The organism is Bdellovibrio sp. HCB-110 (assembly GCF_047323225.1).
Classification (GTDB): Bacteria; Bdellovibrionota; Bdellovibrionia; order Bdellovibrionales; family Bdellovibrionaceae; genus Bdellovibrio.
The window spans coordinates 1,468,222-1,485,616 of the sequence record NZ_CP178750.1 but is presented as its reverse complement, the minus strand read 5'-3'; the positions used below and the strand labels follow the sequence as shown (position 1 = coordinate 1,485,616).

Here is a 17,395-nt window from a genome sequence, read left to right as displayed (position 1 = left end):
ATAAAAAAATGTCGAGAATATTGATGATCGGACTGGCTCTTTGTGGACTTCTCAGCGCCTGCACCAAAAAGACCGAGATCGCCTACGACACAAAAGAGGTCAATCTTTCCATTTGGGGGAACTACCTCTCCCCGGAACTTCAGGCCCAGTTTGAAAAAGAGACGGGCATTAAGATTAATATTTCCAACTATTCCTCAAATGAAGAGCTCTTAGCGAAGATCCAGATGGGTTCTTCGGGTATCGATGTTGCTGTTCCTTCAGATTACATGGTCGACGTCATGAGAAAAATGAACCTGCTGGAGCCTCTAAAGCCAGAGCTTCTTCCCAACAAAAACCTGGTCGCGGCAGAGTTCTTGAAACAAAACTTCGATCCCGAAAACCAGTTTTCTCTTCCCTACATTTGGACCACCGTAGGAATTGCGGTCAACCGCGAGCTTTATAAGGGCCCAATCAAAAGCTGGAAAGACCTTTTAGAGAACAAACAACTCAAAGGGAAGTTTGCACTTTTGGACGACGTTCGTGAAACAATGGGGGCTTCTTTAAAACTTCATGGTTTTAGTGTGAACACGACAAACACTGCAGAAATTCAAAAAGCCAAAGCCACTCTGCTTAATGCCAAAAAGGATATCAAAATGTTTTCTTCGGACACCATTGATATTCTGAACAATAAAGAAGTCGCCGCAGCTCAAGCTTACTCTTCCGATGCTTTGCAAGCGGCCGCCAAGTCACCGGGAAAAATCGAATACATCATTCCCGACGAAGGAGCGACCGTAGCCATCGACAATTTAGTTATTGTTAAAGGAGCAAAACATTCTGAGGCGGCTCATCAGCTTATTAACTTCCTCTTGAGTGAAGCTTCAGAATCTAACAAAGTAAAAACAATTTTAGGCGGACCTGTTCTTAAGAACACCCGCAGTCAACTGCCCAAAGAGCTGCAAAACAACCAGGCCCTTTTCCCCACAGAAGCCACTCTTAAAAAGCTTGAGCGCATTCACGATTTGGGTGAGCAAAACAAGCTTTATGAAGATGCTTGGACTGAAATTAAAACTCAGTAGTTTTTATTTTTTGGCGGGCTCCACAGCGACAGAGTCCGCCTTTTCTTCGATCTTCGTTTCCTCATATGTCTTTTCCGTTTTAAACTCCACATACAAACAAGCCGCACCAATTACGGTGAAGGCAGCACCCGCCCCCAAATAGAAGACGACACTTTTCCGATCTTGTTTGAAGAGATAATAACAGAGCCCAATCAGAATAAGGATTGGACCGACCACTGCTGTAGAAGCCAGCACCTGCCGAAGGGCAAATGCACCTAGCCCCGAATTCATAACCACCACCTACGTTCAATAATTTGGTTATTCTGTAGAACTCTTCGGCAGGACTTTGAGACAGCTTGATGGACACAAGGGACATTTGACAGTTGGCGGAAGGATTTAATGTTTCCAGCTCAACTTGGGAAAGAAAAGCTCGATTTTTTAAAAACGAGACAAATAGGCATCCGTTTTTGAGACGATCGTGAGATGATTCAGCCCTTCTATAAGCTGAATAGGAACACCGATGGAAGAAAAGATCTCCTGGTGGCGCGACGGAATATCCACTTCATCATTAGCTCCCATCACGATCGACAAGGAAGGCTTCAGAGTTTGCAAACGCTCCAGCAGATCTTCAGGGGCAGACACCGCTTCGAGATACTCTGCACTGTAGTGAAGCTTCTCCTGACCCGTGCGATAAGCTTCCGGCATATTCACACTAAAGCCACCTTCTGCATCCGGAGTGATCCATCCGCCAAAATCATTACTGAAGGCCTTCAACGATGCAGGCAAACGCGGCGCCAGAGCGACAAACTTCGTAAATTGCGAACGCATGTCAGAAACAGCGACTCGTAAAATGAAACCGCCTCCCATGGAATGCCCTGCTAAAGTCACGCGCGACACGGCTCTTTGCATTTTGATATGAATCAAAAGCTCTTCAAGATCGATTTCAAGTTGTGAAGGAGAAATTTTATCAGAGAGAGGAAGACTGACACCGTGACAACGTAAATCCGGAGTCACCACAGTCCCAATCCCGGCGCTGGCCAAAGCTGAAGCCAGCACACACATATAGCGACTGTCACTGCCAACACCATGGTAGAGGACAATCAAATCCTCGGACCACGCTGGATAAAGACGATAAGAAAGCAGGTCCCCTTGACGGGTGCGAAAAGATTCCTGCGGGGCTAGTTTCCCCAGAGGAATCTTAAAGCTTCGCAGGTCCAACTTCTTTTCGCTCATTACGCCATTTGTTCCTGTTGTTTTTTATGTTGGTAGTACTGGTAATCACCTTCATAGATGCGGATCTGATTTTTATCCACTTCAAACACACGCGTCGTCACTTCACGCAAGAAATGGCGATCATGGCTTACGATCATGACAGTACCTGGGAAGTTTTTAATCGCTTCCAAAAGAACTTCTCTGGATTTGATATCAAGATGGTTCGTCGGCTCATCCAGAATCAAAAGATTCACAGGCTGCGCAAGAATCGTCGCCAGAACCACGCGGGATTTTTCACCACCGGACAAGATTGAAATTTTCTTTTCAGCTTCTTCGCCGGAAAATTTGAAAGCCCCCAATAAACTTCTCACAAAACCCATACCGGCATTTGGAATGCGCGAATGAACCTCATCCAAGATTGTCGCCTTCGGATCAAGAACATCTAAAGAGTTCTGACTGAAGTAACCCACGTTAATGGAAGCTCCGAGAGACATTTTTCCGTCCGTAGGTTCCGCATGACCTGCAATAATTTTTAACAAAGTCGATTTACCGGCACCATTCACACCGACAACCGCGATACGATCCAAACGTTTCACAAGCGCATTGGCACCAGAGAAGACCAGTTTTTCTTTGCCATCATCACGCTTCCAGATTTTTGAAAGGCCTTCAAATTTCACAACCTCTTCTCCACCGCGCGGAGGAACCGGCCATTCAAATTTAATCTCAGCTTCTTCAGGTGGAATCTCAATACGATCAATTTTTTCAAGTTTCTTCACGCGCGATTGCACCTGCGCTGCGTGGGAAGCACGAGCCGCGAAGCGAGCAATAAATTCTTCTTCCTTCGCGAGCATGTCTTCTTGGCGTTTTGCCGCCGCGATCAATTGTTCTTTGCGAATATCACGTTCACGCTCATAGAAATCATAGTTTCCGCCGTAAACTGTGACAGTTTTATTGGCAATCTCGACAATTTTCCCCACCAAACGATTCATGAAATCGCGATCATGGCTTGTCATAAGAATTGCGCCTTGGAAATTTGAGAGCCACTCTTCAAGCCAAACGATAGATTCCACGTCCAAGTGATTCGTCGGCTCGTCCATTAGCAAAACTTCCGGATTCAGAACCAGGATTTTCGCCAAAGCAATACGCATCTTCCAACCGCCCGAAAAACTTTCAGTCGGACGATGATAGTCGTCAGGGCCAATACCAAGACCCGTTAGAATTTCTGCAGCACGAGATTCAAGATCGTAACCACCGAGACGCTCAAACTCGCCTTGCAGTTCCCCATAGACTTCCAAGATTTTTGTCATCTCGTCAGCATCAAGATCCGGGTCCGCAAGTTTCGCTTCGCACTCTTGCATACGCGCCTGCATTTCACCGATATTGCCGACGGAAGATTTCACCTCTTCAATCGCCGTGCGACCGCGCATGTCTTCAATATTTTGCGAGAAGTATCCAATCACCGTGCGATCGGATTTAGAAATAGTCCCGCCGTCAATACCCTCTTCACCCGTGATGATACGGAAGATCGTCGTTTTACCGGCACCGTTGGGCCCGACAAGTCCGATCTTTTCGCCGGCATTGATTTGAAAAGAGCCGTTGCGATAAAGAATTTTATTACCATGCTGCTTTGAGATATTTGATAAATGAATCATAGGACCTTTGTATATCCTGAATTTCAGTAAGTTGCGCGCAAAATTTTAAAATATTTTGCTTAGTTTCTATGCACCCCATCGAGTGTACACAAAAAATAGAAGTTTAGGGGATTTTAGAGCGGTCTCATATGGTCCTCGTGTTGCTTTGTTACCACGGCGGGGGTAGCAAATGAGCTCAACAACGAACCACACACACTCGAGAAACAATATATTCGCAGCGACGATCCTTTTCCTCTTAGTCCTGTCGACCGGCTGTGCAAAATCGGGGCAATTTCCAATCTCAAGCATTGATGATTCCAACCAAAGTTCTGGGGTTACAGATCCAGGCACAGACGATGGTAATACCGACAATGGAAGCACTGACAACGGCAACACAAACCCTCCACCAACAACAACTCCCACACCTGCTCCCGAACCAGAACCTTCTTACAAAATGGTTCCTTTGGCTTGGGAAAGCACAAAATATCCAGAGAGAACCCTGTGGTCTCAGCACTTGCAAAAAATCATCTTGAATGAGTGGAGCAGTCTTCTACCCGGAGCGAATGACATCACAAACTTTTGCCCTCGCTATAACTCCTTGGATAACAACGAACGCGCCAATGTGTGGGCGCAACTTTTTGTCGCCATTGCAAAATATGAGAGCGCCTACAGTCCCACTTCACGCATGCATGAAACAACCATGGGCACAGATCCTGTAACTCGACAGCCTGTTTACTCTGAAGGACTTTTGCAGTTGTCTTATCAGGATATTCAGTGGGCTCCGTGGTGCAAATTTGATTGGTCGAAAGATAAAAATTTAAGTGGTTCTGATCCGAGAAAAACTATTTTAGATCCGTATTTGAACCTGGACTGCGGTGTTGGCATCATGGCTAAACAAATTAAGAGCAAAGGCTCGATTGTTGTGAGTTCAGGTGTCTATTGGGCCGTTATCAAATCTGGTGGGCGCTATCAGCAAATAAGCAATATCCAGGGAATCGTAAGATCCCTCTCTTTGTGCAAATAGTACACTGTACCTAGAAAGCCAAGAAATAGAGAGCTTTTGGGCCCAAGATCGTTTATCTTGGGCCCTTCTTATATCTGAAAGGTCCCTCTATAATGACTCCACTTACTACTGTTGATAGTTTCGAAAGCTTTGGTCTTAGCGCTCCCCTTTTGGCAGCGATGCAAGACATGGGCTTCTCGACACCGACGCCCATCCAACGCCAAGCTTTACCGTTACTGCTCGCAGGAGCTCAAGACTTCATCGGTCTTGCTTCAACAGGCACAGGCAAAACTGCCGCCTTCGGTATTCCGCTTATTGAAAACATCGATGCGACAATCAAGGACACACAAGCCTTGGTTATGAGCCCGACTCGCGAACTTGCCCTTCAAGTTGCTGAGCAATTGACTTTGCTTGGTAAGAAAAAAGGCGTTCGTGTTGTCACAATCTATGGTGGCTCTAGCTACCGCACCCAAATGGACGGCATCAAAAGAGGCGCCCACATCATCGTGGCGACTCCAGGCCGTTTGGTCGACTTCCTTGATCAGAAAATCATCAAACTTCAAAAAGTAAAAACTGTGGTTCTTGATGAGGCCGACGAAATGCTTTCTATGGGCTTTAAAGAAGACATGGAAACAATCTTGAAAGCCACTCAGCCAGATGATTCTGATTCTTTGCGAGCGGCTTGCCGTACTTGGTTATTTTCTGCAACGATGAGCCCTGAAGTTCGTCGCTTGTCTTCTACTTACCTTGAGAATCCTGAAACTGTTCAGGTGAATAAAGTAGGTGCTGCTGACACCATCGAGCAAGTTTACTACACAGTTAAAAATTCTTATAAAACCGAAGTTATCGGTCGTTTGTTGCAAACTCTTCCTGAATTCTACGGCATCATCTTCTGCCAAACGAAAATGGAAGTGGCAGAACTTGCGGATGTATTAACTCAACGTGGTTTCCCAGCAGACTCTTTGCACGGAGATAAGAGCCAGCAAGAACGTGAGGCGACTTTGAAGAAATTCAAACAACGCCAAGTGAAAGTCATCGTAGCGACAGACGTTGCGGCTCGCGGTCTTGACATCAAAGATCTTACTCACGTGATCAACCACTCTCTTCCTTGGGATGCAGAGTCTTATGTTCACCGTATCGGCCGTACAGGTCGTAACGGTCAAAAAGGTGTTGCCATCACTTTGGTCAACCCTGAGCAATTGAATCTTCTTCGCCGTGTGATGATCACGACGAAAGCGGTTCTTACTAAAGGCGTTGTGCCTTCTGCTGACGAAGTTGCGGGTCTCAAAATCAAAGACGTTTTGGATCGCGTTGGTTCTATGGATGCGGAAGCTCCAGAATTGCAACTGGCTGGTGATTTGATTCAAGATCTTATCCAGGCTGGCGACATCAACTTCAAAGATCTTTCTAAAGAAGATTTGCTAGCTCGCTTTATCGCAGCCTACTTCCCGAACGTGTTCGTGAAGAAAGACCTTATGCTTGACTACATGGGTGACCGTATTCCTCGCGAATTGTTGCCTCGTGATCCTAATGACAACCGCTTCTCTCGTGGCCGCAATGATGGTCCTCGCCGTTCATATGATGGTGGTGGACGTCGTGGTGGTGACCGCGGCGGTTATCGTCGTTCTGATCGTAACGACCGTGGTGGTGAGACTTCTGAACGTCGCGAATACAGCGATCGTCCAGCGCCTCGTTTTGCAAGCCGTGACGACCGTCCTGCACGCAGCGAGGTGACAGGCTACCGTCCGCAAAGAAGCGCTAGCAACGACCGTCCAGAACGCAGTGAGCGCTCTGAGCGTGGCGAACGCAGCAGCGGTGCTGGTGAACGTCGTGAGCACAGCGGTATCAAACGTTTCCGTGGTCCAAAAAGACAGTATCGCGATTAAAAGATGCGACGTCTCATTTTGAGGCACACGCATTTTTGGCATCGACGTGTTCTAAAAATAAACAATGGGAAGGCATGAAAGCCTTCCCATTTTAATTTGAGACGGCACCATGATTGCTTTGCAATGAAGTGATTGGAGATACTGCCGATGAAACACTTATTGCTGACCTTTGCTCTTATTCTATCGGGCTCAACAGCTTATACAAAAGCGCACCAGTCTTCCCGCGTGCAAGGTGGAACATGTCTAGAATGTTCCAGCACTGCAAATCGCGCCACGGAACAACTTCGCAACCTGCGCAACACAGTGACGGCCACAGCCAGTGTCGAAGATATCTTTAATATTAATGAGAAAATGAACTTCGCAGATAAATGCGAAAGCTTCGCCGATGACGAAGGCCTGGGGCGCTGGGGTACAACAATCGTCAATGAATTGCACCGCGAACGCTATGAAGAACTCTATGAAGGCACATCGGATCTCACGGCCGTCTGCCCTGGTTTTAAAACTTTGAATGACAATGGAAAAGAATTGGTTTGGGTCATGGTTATCAATGCCATGGTTCACTTGGAAAGTTCATGTAAGAAAAATGAAACCGCACAAGGTCCGAACGGAACTCTGATCGGCCTTATGCAACTTCACAAAGGCAAAGAAGGCCGCTACTCTCAAGGCTGCCGCAATGGTGATGGCAATTCTCCGGATACAACATTCCGCTGTGGTCTTGCGATGCTGAATAAACAATTGAAAAATGACGACGCGCTTTTTAGCCGCAAATCTTATTGGGATGTTTTACGCCCGCAAGCCCGATCACAAAAGTATAAAAAAGTGCAGGCAGCAGTTAGAAAACTTTCGTTCTGCAAATAGTTTTGCCTTCAGACATAGACTGCTCGAGTTTCTAGTTGAATGACAACAGAGCAGTCTTGAGATCATCCGCAACTTCCAGTCCTCGGACAACTCCCATACGCACCAGCTTTTCACGCAAACTTTCTTTTATGCAAAGACGCAGATCCGCAGGTTTAGAGCGAATCTCCCTCTGTATTTGCGCAATCAGCGGAATGGCATCCATGCTGATGGCCTCGACATCTTGGAAAAACAACACCACTCGACTGACTTCTTTCTTACCCAGCAGCTCTTGGCGGCACGCTTCCAGAGAAGGCAGCACGTGACTTGTAATTTCTCCTGTCAAAGACACGACAAGCATATTGTTTTTTTGATTAAAACTATACGTAAACGACTTCTGCTCTTCCAACGTACAACTCCTAGAAATCGAATATTTAATTTTCTTTAGTTTAACAATAGTCGCCCATTCATTAAAGATTTCTCATCCAAGCATCCCAAGCTGAAACAAAGTCTCGATTCAATGTTAGAATTCCTCGAAGAAAAGAGGTTTCACATGCGCACTCGTCCCGTTTATATTTCCGGCGGCATTCGTACTCCCTTCGTAAAATCCATGACGACATATAAAGACGTCACCTCGGCGGATTTGATGATTTCTACTCTGAAAACTCTGGTGCAAAGATATAAATTAGAAGGACAGATCTTGGGTGACGTCGGATGTGGAGCCGTGATGCAAAGTTCTGCGGATTGGAACTTCACACGGGAATGTGTTTTAAGCTCCGGACTTCATCCGCACACTCCGGGGTACAATGTCCAACGGGCTTGCGGCACAAGCTTGGAATTGAGTTCGCAGATGGCTCTGAAGATCGCGGCTCACCAAATGGATATTGCCATCGCAGGAGGTGTGGATACCAACAGCGATCTTCCCATCATGGTATCAAAAAGTCTTTCGCATAAACTGATGGACCTGAATGCCGCCAAAGATGGTTTGGATAAAGCCAAAATTTTGGCGACACTTCGTCCTTCGGATTTAAAACCCCAACTTCCCGCCGTGGTAGAGCCTCGCACAAAAATGTCGATGGGGGAACACACCGAAAAAATGGTGCAAGAGTGGAAAATTTCTCGCGAAGCCCAAGATGAGCTGGCGTTGATCAGTCATCAAAACGCAACACGCGCTTATGAAAACGGTTTTTATAAAGATTTGGTTTTTGAATATCACGGACTCGATCGTGACGGCATCATTCGCCCTGACACCTCCATGGAAAAGTTAGCAAAATTAAAACCCGCATTTGAAAAATCGGATAAAGGAACTTTGACGGCTGGAAACTCAAGTCCTCTGACGGATGGAGCTTCCGCTGTGATTATCACCAGTGAAGAAGCCGCCACGGAGTACAACCTCCCCTTGTGGGCGCGCTTCATTGATTGCCAGGTTTCTGCTGTGAACTATGTTGCTGGCGAGGGACTTTTGATGGCACCAACAATTGCTGTGAGTGAACTTCTTAAGCGCAATAATTTAAGCTTTGATGATTTTGATTTTTTCGAAATTCATGAAGCTTTTGCCGGACAGGTTTTGTGCACTTTGAAGGCCTGGGAATCTGACGAGTATTGTAAAAAAGTGCTCGGTCGCACAGAGGCCATGGGCCCCCTTGATCGCAGTAAAATGAATATCAATGGAGGCAGCGTGGCACTCGGACACCCCTTTGGCGCGACGGGAGCCCGTATGGTGGCGAGTTTAGGCAAAATGTTATACCAGAGAGGCGGTCGCGGGCGGGGTTTAATCTCTATTTGCACTGCGGGCGGCATGGGTGTGGCTGCTATTTTGGAGTCCGTATAAAGACCCGTTTGACAAGCGTCTCCCCTCCTATATAACTCTATGGGTCACTTATATGAGGGGAGAAACTTTATGAGATTTCTAGCACTGATTTTCACTGCCTTCTTAGTTACGGCAACAGCTTTCGCAGCTCCCAAACAACAGGGCCCGGTTGTCATCAATCCAAAGTCTTTGCGCACTTTGCTTCTTTCTAGAAATATCGACATCGCCATTGCCCTGAACGAAGTTCAACAAGCCAAGGCCCAAGTTGCTCAAGCTCGTGGAAATCTTCTTCCTTCCGTCAATTTGGGTGCAGTGATCTCAAGTGGTCCAAGCTTCATGCTCACGTCGGTCTCATTCCTTTTGCCTTTCTTGATGCCAAGCAACTGGATGGATTTAAAAGAAAGTACTCACCTTCTTAAAGCTCAAGGCACTTCCTACTATTTGGCGCAGCTGAATGGGTTTGCTTCTGCTTACTCTGTGTATTTGACGGTTGTGGGCGACATGCAACTTCGTGATGCCCTTCAAAAACAATACGAAAACTTTAAAGCGATTGAAGAACAACTTCGCCTTCCTGCAGAAGTGGGTATCATCCGTAAAGAAGATTACTTGCAAGCTCAAGCGCAAGCCCAATTGGCCTTAGTACAAGTTTCTCAAGTCGATGAGCTTCTAAAAAGAGAAAAAGCTTCCGTGCGCCAGATGTTGGGTCTTGAATTAAAACAAGAGATCGTCTTTGAACCAGTTCACGTCGCGGCCTCTTCTGCAGAAAGCATGAGTCCACAAGCCCTTCTTGATAAAGTTCACGAAAGCTCTCCAGAAACAGCCCAGATGAACTCTATGATCACGGCGGCTCAATATGCAAAATGGAGCAAGGCTTTCAGTTTCCTTTCGGGAAGCTCTTTGGGTATGAATCGTCCTTCTTCAGGGGGTTCATTTAGCTCTGTCACGCAAAACGGTTCTGTGAACTTGGGTTTCGGCTACTTCCCCGCTTTGCAACTGAGCAACCTCAACATTGAACAATTGAAGCTTCGTAAAAAAGAGCTTCGCTTGGATCAAGCTCAATTGATCGAAACGACTTTGGGTGCCTTAGAAGAAGCGCAAAGACAGTACACGGCTGCCGCGCAAGCTGAAGACAACATGAGACAAGTCTACAATGCAGAACAGATGAGATACCAAGTCGGCATCACCGATATTCTTCACGTTCTTGAGGCCGGAAATTCTTTGACGAACGCCGTGGTTAACAAAGTAAAAGCCGCAACAGCTTTGGACACTCTTCGTATCAGCCTTCACCGTATCATGATATCGGATCAGTTCTCTGGTATTGAGACTTGCGAAATTGAACGCCGCAGCTCTGGCGGCATTCGCGGTAAGTTGGGACGCATCTTTAATCCCGACAAAGACAAGGTCACATTAGACCAAGTTTGCGGAAACTAGGTGGCCGTCAGGCCGCTTACTGAACTCCGGAGCTACCTTCATGGACCGGAGGTCTTTTCCCGTGGCCACCTCTGCCAAATTTCGGTGGTTCAAAACCTTTTTCTTTAAGACAAGCATCAAGTTTATCACGAGTCTCTTCATCCAAGGCTTGAGGACGCTGCCCCGGTTCTGGTTGCGGCAGGTCTAGCTCTTCACGACAGGCTTCAAAAGCCGCCCGATGTTCGGCTTGAGATTTATTACGAAAGCCCTCTTCATTTTGGGCATAGCCCGGGGATGCCATTGCTAATATCACCGTTGTAAGAACATAAAGTTGAAGGTCAGCGATCTTTTGTTTTTTGAGGATCATAGATCCCTCCTTTGTTGTCTTTAAGACTAAAGAGGGATTATGGAGTCAGAGTGGAAAGTTCTCAGAACTGAACATCTAAAAGTTCGACAATAAAGCCTCCTTTGTGGTTCGACTTTTCTTCGTGCATAATTGTGAAAGACATTATTTGCGGGGGACACTCTCATGAGATGGGCACTGGGAATTATTGCATTGATGACGATCGCCGGTTGTACGACAGCACCAAAGAAAGAAACAACAGTCTACACACCCTCCCCAGTGGAACCGACACCTCAAGCGGAAACTTCTTCAGCCATCGACTATTATGCGCTTCAAAATCATTTACAAATGGATCGTCAACGCGAGTCCTTAGGATTTTCGGAAAAATCATTTAACACTTGTGATGCGGGATATGGATATTCGCGCTCACAAAACTGCCATAAGGAACATTTTGTCGTGATTCACTTCCGTCTTTTATGTCGAGACTCTGAAGGAACCATTTCAACCGTATTGACCGAAGACGACGTTCGTCCTTTAGACCGCCGCACAGTAAAGTGGACCTTAAAGGGAACACAAGGAACCGTGCAAACGGATGGACAAGGTTATGGACAAATTGTAACTGCCGCCAATATTTCACAAAAATCCCAACGCATTAAACTAGCGGTGGGGTCTGAGTTTCTCTATATGCGAGCAAATGAAATTCAGAAAGTTATTACGCCTCAACCATGGTGTGATCAATATTAAAATTATTGCAGCAATTTGAGCTGTCTTTCTTTTTCCTGCATTGACGACTCTAGCGTCTGGATTTGTCGCGTCTGTGTTTCAAATTCTTTCTGCAATTGATTTATCTGAGAACGCAAAGAAATCTGACTTGTTCGAGCTTGGTACTGCACTCCTTGCAAGCGATTGATCTCCATTCTTAAGGAGGCGATTTCATCTTGCATATCCGTACGACTATTTGCCAAATCCGCCAGAGCTTGTTCTTTTTCACTCTGTAAGTTTCGCGTATTTTCTAAAACCTGGGCCGCCAGAGCCAGACGCTGATCGCGCATGCCTTGAAGTTGCTGATTCTGGGTTTGCAGGCGCAATTCCAACTCCACCAAACGGGCTTCGCGATCATTGATATAAAATAAATTTCCCTGCCAATAGACGATCTCTTCCCGCGTTTGGCGAATCAAATCCTCTTGAATTCGAATATTTTCATCAATTTGATCCCGGGCTAATTGTGCGGCACTGCTTTGCTCCCGCAGAGCCTCCGCCGCTCGACGATTGATATCTTGTTCGGCGTATTGGAAATTTCCAAGCTCTTCAAGAAAGCTCTGAACCTCGGACGTGTATCCTGAAATTTGCGAAGAGATGGCCGTAGTTCCTGGCTGCACGCTTTGTTGCACTCTCAGCTCTTCCAACATCTGTTTTTGAGAATCCAAACGCTGTCTTTCTTGATTAATCTGCCGCTGGAGATTTTGAATTTCTGACTGAAGCTGATTTTTAACGGCGGTATTTGGAGCGGGATTCGGCGAAGGAACGGAAGCCACTCTTCGCGAAGGTTGAGTGGCTTGTTCTAAAATAACTTCTTGAGTGCTCTTCAGACTTTTATTGACAAAAAAGATCCAGACGGACACCCCGACAATAAAAGCAATTACGATAAGAAAGAGATTCTTTCTGGTCATGCACTCCTAGAACATCGTATTTGTATTCGCCGATTTCTCTGGAACCTCTTGAATCACATCCCAGTGCTCAACGATTTTGCCGTTTTCAACTCGAAAGATATCGACAATGGCGCGGCCGCGATCTTTTTCATTTTCTTTAGACAAGAGATGCAACACGACGAGATCCCCGTCGCCCAAAACTCGCTTGATTTCTACGTGAGCTTTTGGATTTTCTTTAAAATGTTTTTCAAAATAGGAATAAAAAGCTTCAGACCCATTGGGCACATGAGGATTGTGTTGAATGTATTTAGAGCCGATATACTTTTTAGCGGCTTCGGTAGGCTTATGCTGATTGAAAGCCATTTCGTAAAATTCACGAACCAATTTTTTATTCGCTTCGATATCCGCTGGCTTTCCCGCCGCCGATAAAGACATAGAAAATACGCAACATGCTGCAATTAAGATCATTTTTCTCATAAGATGCTCCCTCTTAGACAATAGGATCAAACACCCAGAGCCTAAGAACAAGCTGCTATTACACAAACTGAGGCCTTTTCGCCTCCCCGAGCTCTAGGATTATGAAAAAAGTGCTCAAGAAAGGGGCTTAAAAAGAGCTTTCGCTCCCCCGTATCCACAGGACCTGGCAATTCATTGATATTTGCCCTGATTCAGAGTATTTAGAGCTCTCATATCGGGGTACCATGATCAGCACTTCTAATGTCAGCTTAAGATTCGGTGGAAAAAAACTTTTCGACGAAGTGAATGTTAAATTCACTCCAGGCAACTGCTATGGCTTGATCGGAGCCAACGGAGCCGGAAAAACCACCTTCCTCAAAATTCTTTCTAAAGAAATCGAACCCAACACGGGCGAGGTTGTCATTCCTTCAAACTTGCGTTTGTCGGTTTTAAAGCAAGACCACTATGCTTATGACAACGTTCCTGTTCTGAAAACAGTTCTTATGGGGAACGAACGTCTGTTTAAAGTCATGGAAGAAAAAGATCTGCTTTATGCAAAACCTGACTTTTCAGAAGCCGATGGTGTTCGTGCCTCTGAACTTGAAACGGAGTTTGCAGAACTCAATGGCTGGGAAGCAGAATCCGAAGCCGGAGTAATGCTTGCAGGTCTTGGCATTAGCGATGCCCTTCACACAAAACTGATGAAGGAATTGGATCCAGGCGACAAAGTCAAAGTCTTGCTTGCTCAAGCCCTTTTTGGTCAACCGGACATTCTTCTTCTGGATGAGCCGACGAATCACTTGGATATTTACGCGATCCAATGGCTCGAAGAGTTTCTTTTTAACTTTGAAAACACCGTGATCGTAGTGTCGCATGATCGTCACTTCTTAAACAAAGTCTGCACACATATGGCTGACATTGACTACAGCAAAGTGACTATCTATTCCGGCAACTACGAGTTCTGGCGCCAGGCGACTGAATTAAGCCAAAGACTCCGTTCAGATCAAAATAAAAAGAATGCAGAAAAAGCGGAAGAGCTTAAAAGCTTTATCCAACGCTTTAGTGCTAATGCCTCTAAATCTCGTCAGGCTTCTTCTCGTCAAAAACAATTGGAGAAGTTGGATTTGAGCGACATGCCTGTTTCTTCACGTCGTCAACCTTTTGTCGGCTTTGATCCGAAACGCGAAGCCGGGAACGATCTTTTGACGGTGAGCGGACTTACGAAGTCCATCAATGGCGAAGTTCTTTTGAATAACGTCAGCTTCACTATTAAAAAAGGCGACAAGGTCGTTCTCTTGGGTCGTAACGACGTTGCCAAAACAGTCTTGCTCGATATCTTGGCCGGTGAAATAGAACCAGACTCTGGAACCTTCGCTTGGGGTGTCACGACAACACGCAGTTACTTCCCGACTGACAATTCAAAATACTTTGATACGGAAGCCAACTCTCTGGTGGATTGGTTGCGCGAATACTCCGAGGACAAGGATGAATCTTTCTTGCGCGGATTTCTTGGAAAAATGCTTTTTAGCGGTGACGATGCTCTTAAAAAACCACGCGTTCTTTCCGGGGGCGAAAAAGTTCGCTGCATGCTTTCTAAAATGATGCTTTCTGGAGCCAACGTTCTTTTGCTCGATGGTCCAACGGCGCACTTGGATTTAGAAAGTATCTCGGCTGTGAATGAAGGCGTAAAACGTTTTAAAGGCACAGTGCTTTTCACATGTCACGACCATGAGTTCGTACAAACTGTTGCCAACCGTATTATCGTCATCGACGGCACTGTCGTTGAAGACGTGAACACCACTTACGACGAATACATCGAGTCAAAGAAGCCACAATGATTGAAATTGGAAGACTGAATAAATTAAAAGTTCTTAAGCATGTCGACTTCGGCGTCTTTCTTGACGGCGAAGTCGATGGCGAGATCTTATTGCCACTTCGCTACATGCCTGAGAATTGCGAAGTCGGCGACACTGTTGAAGTCTTCGTGATGTTTGACTCGGAAGATCGTCTGATGGCAACAACAGAAACTCCCAAAGCCATGGTGGGAGACTTTGCTCTTCTTAAAGTCGTCGCCGTGGAATCCGTAGGAGCCTTCTTAGATTGGGGTTTGGCAAAAGATTTGTTCTTACCATATGCAGAACAAATCCATACTCCCCGTGTTGGACAAGATATCATCGTTTATATCTACACGGATAAAAGTGATCGCATTTCCGCGTCCATGAGACTCGATCGCTATGTTGAAAAAACAGCGACCGATTATAAAGAAGGTCAACCCGTTCAATTATTGATCGCTGGTAAGACCGATCTTGGTTACAAAGCCCTTGTCGACAATAAGTACTGGGGCGTGATCTACGAAAACGAAGTCTTTCAACCTCTTAAGTATGGACAGCGCACTCAAGGCTTCATCAAAAAATTACGTCCTGATGGAAAAATTGATTTAATTCTTCAGAAAACAGACAAGGTGGGCCATGAAGCGGCTGAAGACATTGCGCCTTTAATCATGGACATGCTTCAGAAAAAAGGCGGATATCTTGCCATCAACGACAAGACTCCGGCTGACACGATTTACAATTTATTCGGTGTCAGTAAAAAGAAATATAAAATCGCCTTGGGCGGACTCTACAAAAAACGCCTGATCACTGTCGATGACGACGGAATTCGTTTAGCGAATAAAAATTCATAGAGGACCTTCATGGAAAACATTAATAGCGAAAAACCTCTCAATGCCTTCCTTGTTGGTATCCAATTACCCCGCGTTTCTGATCAGGAAATGAAAGCCTCTCTGGCAGAGCTGGCTCGTCTTGTTACGACGTTGGGTTACAACGTTATCGGCGAAACTTCTCAACGTCGCCAATCAGAGCGTCGTGCGACTGTCTTTGGTGACGGAAAACTTAAAGACATCGCGGCTTGGACCGGGGGACCTGGAGTTGTGGGTCCTACGTTTGTTAAGAAAAAACACAAGGCCGCTTTAAAGTTTAAAAAGAAAGACGAAGAAGAGGATGACGATCTTAACTTCGATGATTTGGATGCGGACTTAGATTATTCAACAGAGGCGGAAGATCCGTCAGAAATTGAAGACACGGCTCCACAAAAGGAACTTGCCCAAGTCGTGGTTGTGGACTGCGAATTGTCTCCTTCTCAAATCAGAAATCTTGAAAGCGCCACGGGCGCCCAGGTTTTAGATCGTACTGGCGTGATCATCGAAATCTTCAGCCGTCATGCGCGCACTCGTGCGGCTCGCCTGCAGGTTGAAATTGCCAAGCTTACTTATGTGGCTCCCCGTCTTCGTGAAATCAGTGGCGGAGAAGACCGTCAAGGCGGCGGTATCGGCGGAAAAGGTGCCGGGGAATCTAGTGTTGAACTAGATCGTCGTAAAATTCGTGATCGCATCAAGGAATTGAAACAAGAATTCTCGTCCATCGCGCAAGAACATGATGTGCGTCGTGCCCGTCGTGGTCAGGAAATCACGGTGGCTTTGGTCGGTTACACCAATGCCGGAAAATCTTCTTTAATGAGAGCTTTGACTGGCAGTGATGTTTTAGTCGCTGATAAACTTTTTGCGACTTTAGACACGACAGTGCGTGTTCTTTATCCGGAATCAAAACCAAAAATCTTGGTATCGGATACCGTTGGATTTATTAAAAAACTTCCTCATGACCTGGTGGCTTCTTTTAAATCCACTTTAGATGAAGCTTTGAACGCCTCGTTATTGCTCTATGTTGTTGACTCCGCGGACCCCACATTCCGTTCTCAACTCGAAGTGACCCGCTCTGTTTTGGCTGAAGTCGGTGCAGGTGAAATCGAAAGCCTGATGATTCTTAACAAGGTTGATAAACTCAGCCCTGAGGAATTAACTGCGCTAAAATCTGAATTCCCGAATGCTTACTTTATGTCTTCTTTGAATGCGGATGACGTTGCAGCCCTTCGCTTGCACCTCATCAAACATTTTGAAACGGCCATGGTGGATCAAGATGTTTTTATTCCTTACGACGTTCAGGGCGCTATTGGTGAAATCCGCGCAAAACTCCGCGTCTTGTCTGAGTCCTATGACGAAAGAGGTGTGACACTAAAGGTACGTGCCCACTCTGACGATATCGGAAGAATTAAAACCCGCTTTGGGATTTAAA

Annotated in this window: 17 protein-coding genes; 10 read left to right on the top strand and 7 right to left on the bottom strand. The window is 45.9% G+C overall.

What is annotated here, in order from left to right; translation table 11 throughout:
- The first annotated feature begins 8 nt into the window (after positions 1–8).
- Positions 9–1,055 (top strand): spermidine/putrescine ABC transporter substrate-binding protein, encoded by a 1,047-nt coding sequence (locus tag ACL934_RS07085; RefSeq protein WP_374079257.1) that lies wholly within the window; start codon positions 9–11, stop codon positions 1,053–1,055.
- Between the two features lie 3 nt (positions 1,056–1,058).
- On the opposite strand, the gene ACL934_RS07080 is transcribed toward ACL934_RS07085, so the two are convergent.
- The 3 genes from ACL934_RS07080 to ACL934_RS07070 all read right to left on the bottom strand — a co-directional run bounded on the left by ACL934_RS07080 (position 1,059) and on the right by ACL934_RS07070 (position 3,898).
- Positions 1,059–1,325, bottom strand: a complete 267-nt coding sequence (locus ACL934_RS07080) for a hypothetical protein (RefSeq protein ID WP_374079254.1) — start codon at positions 1,323–1,325, stop codon at positions 1,059–1,061.
- A gap of 147 nt (positions 1,326–1,472) precedes the next feature.
- Entirely contained in the window at positions 1,473–2,267 is a 795-nt protein-coding gene (locus tag ACL934_RS07075) for an alpha/beta hydrolase (protein WP_374079252.1), read from the bottom strand.
- Complete coding sequence (locus tag ACL934_RS07070; protein ID WP_374079250.1) at positions 2,267–3,898, bottom strand: ABC-F family ATP-binding cassette domain-containing protein; 1,632 nt, start codon at positions 3,896–3,898, stop codon at positions 2,267–2,269. Before ACL934_RS07070 ends, ACL934_RS07075 begins: the two co-directional genes overlap by 1 nt.
- 169 nt (positions 3,899–4,067) lie before the next feature.
- On the opposite strand from ACL934_RS07070, the gene ACL934_RS07065 reads away from it, so the two are divergent.
- The 3 genes from ACL934_RS07065 (at position 4,068) to ACL934_RS07055 (ending at position 7,624) form a co-directional block, all read left to right on the top strand.
- On the top strand, positions 4,068–4,901 hold the full coding sequence (locus ACL934_RS07065) for a hypothetical protein (RefSeq protein WP_374079247.1): 834 nt from the start codon (positions 4,068–4,070) through the stop codon (positions 4,899–4,901).
- A gap of 92 nt (positions 4,902–4,993) precedes the next feature.
- On the top strand, positions 4,994–6,766 hold the full coding sequence (locus ACL934_RS07060; protein WP_374079245.1) for a DEAD/DEAH box helicase: 1,773 nt from the start codon (positions 4,994–4,996) through the stop codon (positions 6,764–6,766).
- A gap of 147 nt (positions 6,767–6,913) precedes the next feature.
- Positions 6,914–7,624, top strand: a complete 711-nt coding sequence (locus ACL934_RS07055) for a hypothetical protein (protein ID WP_374079242.1) — start codon at positions 6,914–6,916, stop codon at positions 7,622–7,624.
- 31 nt (positions 7,625–7,655) lie between these two features.
- Here ACL934_RS07055 and ACL934_RS07050 read toward each other — a convergent pair whose 3' ends face one another.
- Positions 7,656–8,009, bottom strand: coding sequence for an STAS domain-containing protein (locus ACL934_RS07050; protein ID WP_374079240.1), 354 nt, complete (start codon positions 8,007–8,009; stop codon positions 7,656–7,658).
- Between the two features lie 144 nt (positions 8,010–8,153).
- Here ACL934_RS07050 and ACL934_RS07045 point away from each other — a divergent pair, with 144 nt between their 5' ends.
- Positions 8,154–9,431: an acetyl-CoA C-acetyltransferase gene (locus tag ACL934_RS07045; RefSeq protein ID WP_374079238.1), complete on the top strand. Its 1,278-nt coding sequence runs from the start codon at positions 8,154–8,156 to the stop codon at positions 9,429–9,431.
- A 69-nt stretch (positions 9,432–9,500) separates the two neighbouring features.
- Positions 9,501–10,841 (top strand): TolC family protein, encoded by a 1,341-nt coding sequence (locus ACL934_RS07040; protein ID WP_374079235.1) that lies wholly within the window; start codon positions 9,501–9,503, stop codon positions 10,839–10,841.
- A 16-nt stretch (positions 10,842–10,857) separates the two neighbouring features.
- Here the strand turns inward: ACL934_RS07040 and ACL934_RS07035 are convergent, their stop codons facing one another.
- The gene (locus tag ACL934_RS07035) at positions 10,858–11,187 is read right to left on the bottom strand and encodes a hypothetical protein (protein WP_374079232.1); all 330 of its coding nucleotides are present in this window, start codon (positions 11,185–11,187) and stop codon (positions 10,858–10,860) included.
- A gap of 162 nt (positions 11,188–11,349) precedes the next feature.
- Between ACL934_RS07035 and ACL934_RS07030 the strand changes: the two genes are divergently transcribed.
- Positions 11,350–11,907 (top strand): hypothetical protein, encoded by a 558-nt coding sequence (locus tag ACL934_RS07030; RefSeq protein ID WP_374079230.1) that lies wholly within the window; start codon positions 11,350–11,352, stop codon positions 11,905–11,907.
- 2 nt (positions 11,908–11,909) lie between these two features.
- Here the strand turns inward: ACL934_RS07030 and ACL934_RS07025 are convergent, their stop codons facing one another.
- Together ACL934_RS07025 and ACL934_RS07020 are read right to left on the bottom strand one after the other, a co-directional pair.
- Positions 11,910–12,833, bottom strand: coding sequence for a hypothetical protein (locus ACL934_RS07025; RefSeq protein ID WP_413613268.1), 924 nt, complete (start codon positions 12,831–12,833; stop codon positions 11,910–11,912).
- A gap of 6 nt (positions 12,834–12,839) precedes the next feature.
- Positions 12,840–13,247 (bottom strand): ester cyclase, encoded by a 408-nt coding sequence (locus ACL934_RS07020; RefSeq protein ID WP_413613493.1) that lies wholly within the window; start codon positions 13,245–13,247, stop codon positions 12,840–12,842.
- Between the two features lie 266 nt (positions 13,248–13,513).
- Here ACL934_RS07020 and ACL934_RS07015 point away from each other — a divergent pair, with 266 nt between their 5' ends.
- From ACL934_RS07015 to hflX, 3 genes are read left to right on the top strand one after another with little or no spacing between them, the layout of a single operon-like run.
- Complete coding sequence (locus tag ACL934_RS07015; protein WP_374079225.1) at positions 13,514–15,106, top strand: ABC-F family ATP-binding cassette domain-containing protein; 1,593 nt, start codon at positions 13,514–13,516, stop codon at positions 15,104–15,106.
- A complete protein-coding gene (locus tag ACL934_RS07010; protein WP_374079223.1) occupies positions 15,103–15,951 on the top strand; it encodes a S1 RNA-binding domain-containing protein in 849 nt (282 codons plus the stop codon). Before ACL934_RS07015 ends, ACL934_RS07010 begins: the two co-directional genes overlap by 4 nt.
- Before the next feature lie 9 nt (positions 15,952–15,960).
- On the top strand, positions 15,961–17,394 hold the full coding sequence (gene hflX / locus ACL934_RS07005; protein ID WP_374079220.1) for a GTPase HflX: 1,434 nt from the start codon (positions 15,961–15,963) through the stop codon (positions 17,392–17,394).
- Position 17,395: the final 1 nt, after the last annotated feature.

Excerpts from the sequence above, each read along its gene's own strand:
- ACL934_RS07085 (WP_374079257.1), top strand. The coding sequence starts at position 9 with ATGTCGAGAATATTGATGATCGGACTGGCTCTTTGTGGACTTCTCAGC.
- ACL934_RS07080 (WP_374079254.1), bottom strand. The coding sequence starts at position 1,325 with ATGAATTCGGGGCTAGGTGCATTTGCCCTTCGGCAGGTGCTGGCTTCT.
- ACL934_RS07075 (WP_374079252.1), bottom strand. The coding sequence starts at position 2,267 with ATGAGCGAAAAGAAGTTGGACCTGCGAAGCTTTAAGATTCCTCTGGGG.
- ACL934_RS07070 (WP_374079250.1), bottom strand. The coding sequence starts at position 3,898 with ATGATTCATTTATCAAATATCTCAAAGCAGCATGGTAATAAAATTCTT.
- ACL934_RS07065 (WP_374079247.1), top strand. The coding sequence starts at position 4,068 with ATGAGCTCAACAACGAACCACACACACTCGAGAAACAATATATTCGCA.
- ACL934_RS07060 (WP_374079245.1), top strand. The coding sequence starts at position 4,994 with ATGACTCCACTTACTACTGTTGATAGTTTCGAAAGCTTTGGTCTTAGC.
- ACL934_RS07055 (WP_374079242.1), top strand. The coding sequence starts at position 6,914 with ATGAAACACTTATTGCTGACCTTTGCTCTTATTCTATCGGGCTCAACA.
- ACL934_RS07045 (WP_374079238.1), top strand. The coding sequence starts at position 8,154 with ATGCGCACTCGTCCCGTTTATATTTCCGGCGGCATTCGTACTCCCTTC.
- ACL934_RS07040 (WP_374079235.1), top strand. The coding sequence starts at position 9,501 with ATGAGATTTCTAGCACTGATTTTCACTGCCTTCTTAGTTACGGCAACA.
- ACL934_RS07035 (WP_374079232.1), bottom strand. The coding sequence starts at position 11,187 with ATGATCCTCAAAAAACAAAAGATCGCTGACCTTCAACTTTATGTTCTT.
- ACL934_RS07030 (WP_374079230.1), top strand. The coding sequence starts at position 11,350 with ATGAGATGGGCACTGGGAATTATTGCATTGATGACGATCGCCGGTTGT.
- ACL934_RS07025 (WP_413613268.1), bottom strand. The coding sequence starts at position 12,833 with ATGACCAGAAAGAATCTCTTTCTTATCGTAATTGCTTTTATTGTCGGG.
- ACL934_RS07020 (WP_413613493.1), bottom strand. The coding sequence starts at position 13,247 with ATGTCTTTATCGGCGGCGGGAAAGCCAGCGGATATCGAAGCGAATAAA.
- ACL934_RS07015 (WP_374079225.1), top strand. The coding sequence starts at position 13,514 with ATGATCAGCACTTCTAATGTCAGCTTAAGATTCGGTGGAAAAAAACTT.
- ACL934_RS07010 (WP_374079223.1), top strand. The coding sequence starts at position 15,103 with ATGATTGAAATTGGAAGACTGAATAAATTAAAAGTTCTTAAGCATGTC.
- hflX (WP_374079220.1), top strand. The coding sequence starts at position 15,961 with ATGGAAAACATTAATAGCGAAAAACCTCTCAATGCCTTCCTTGTTGGT.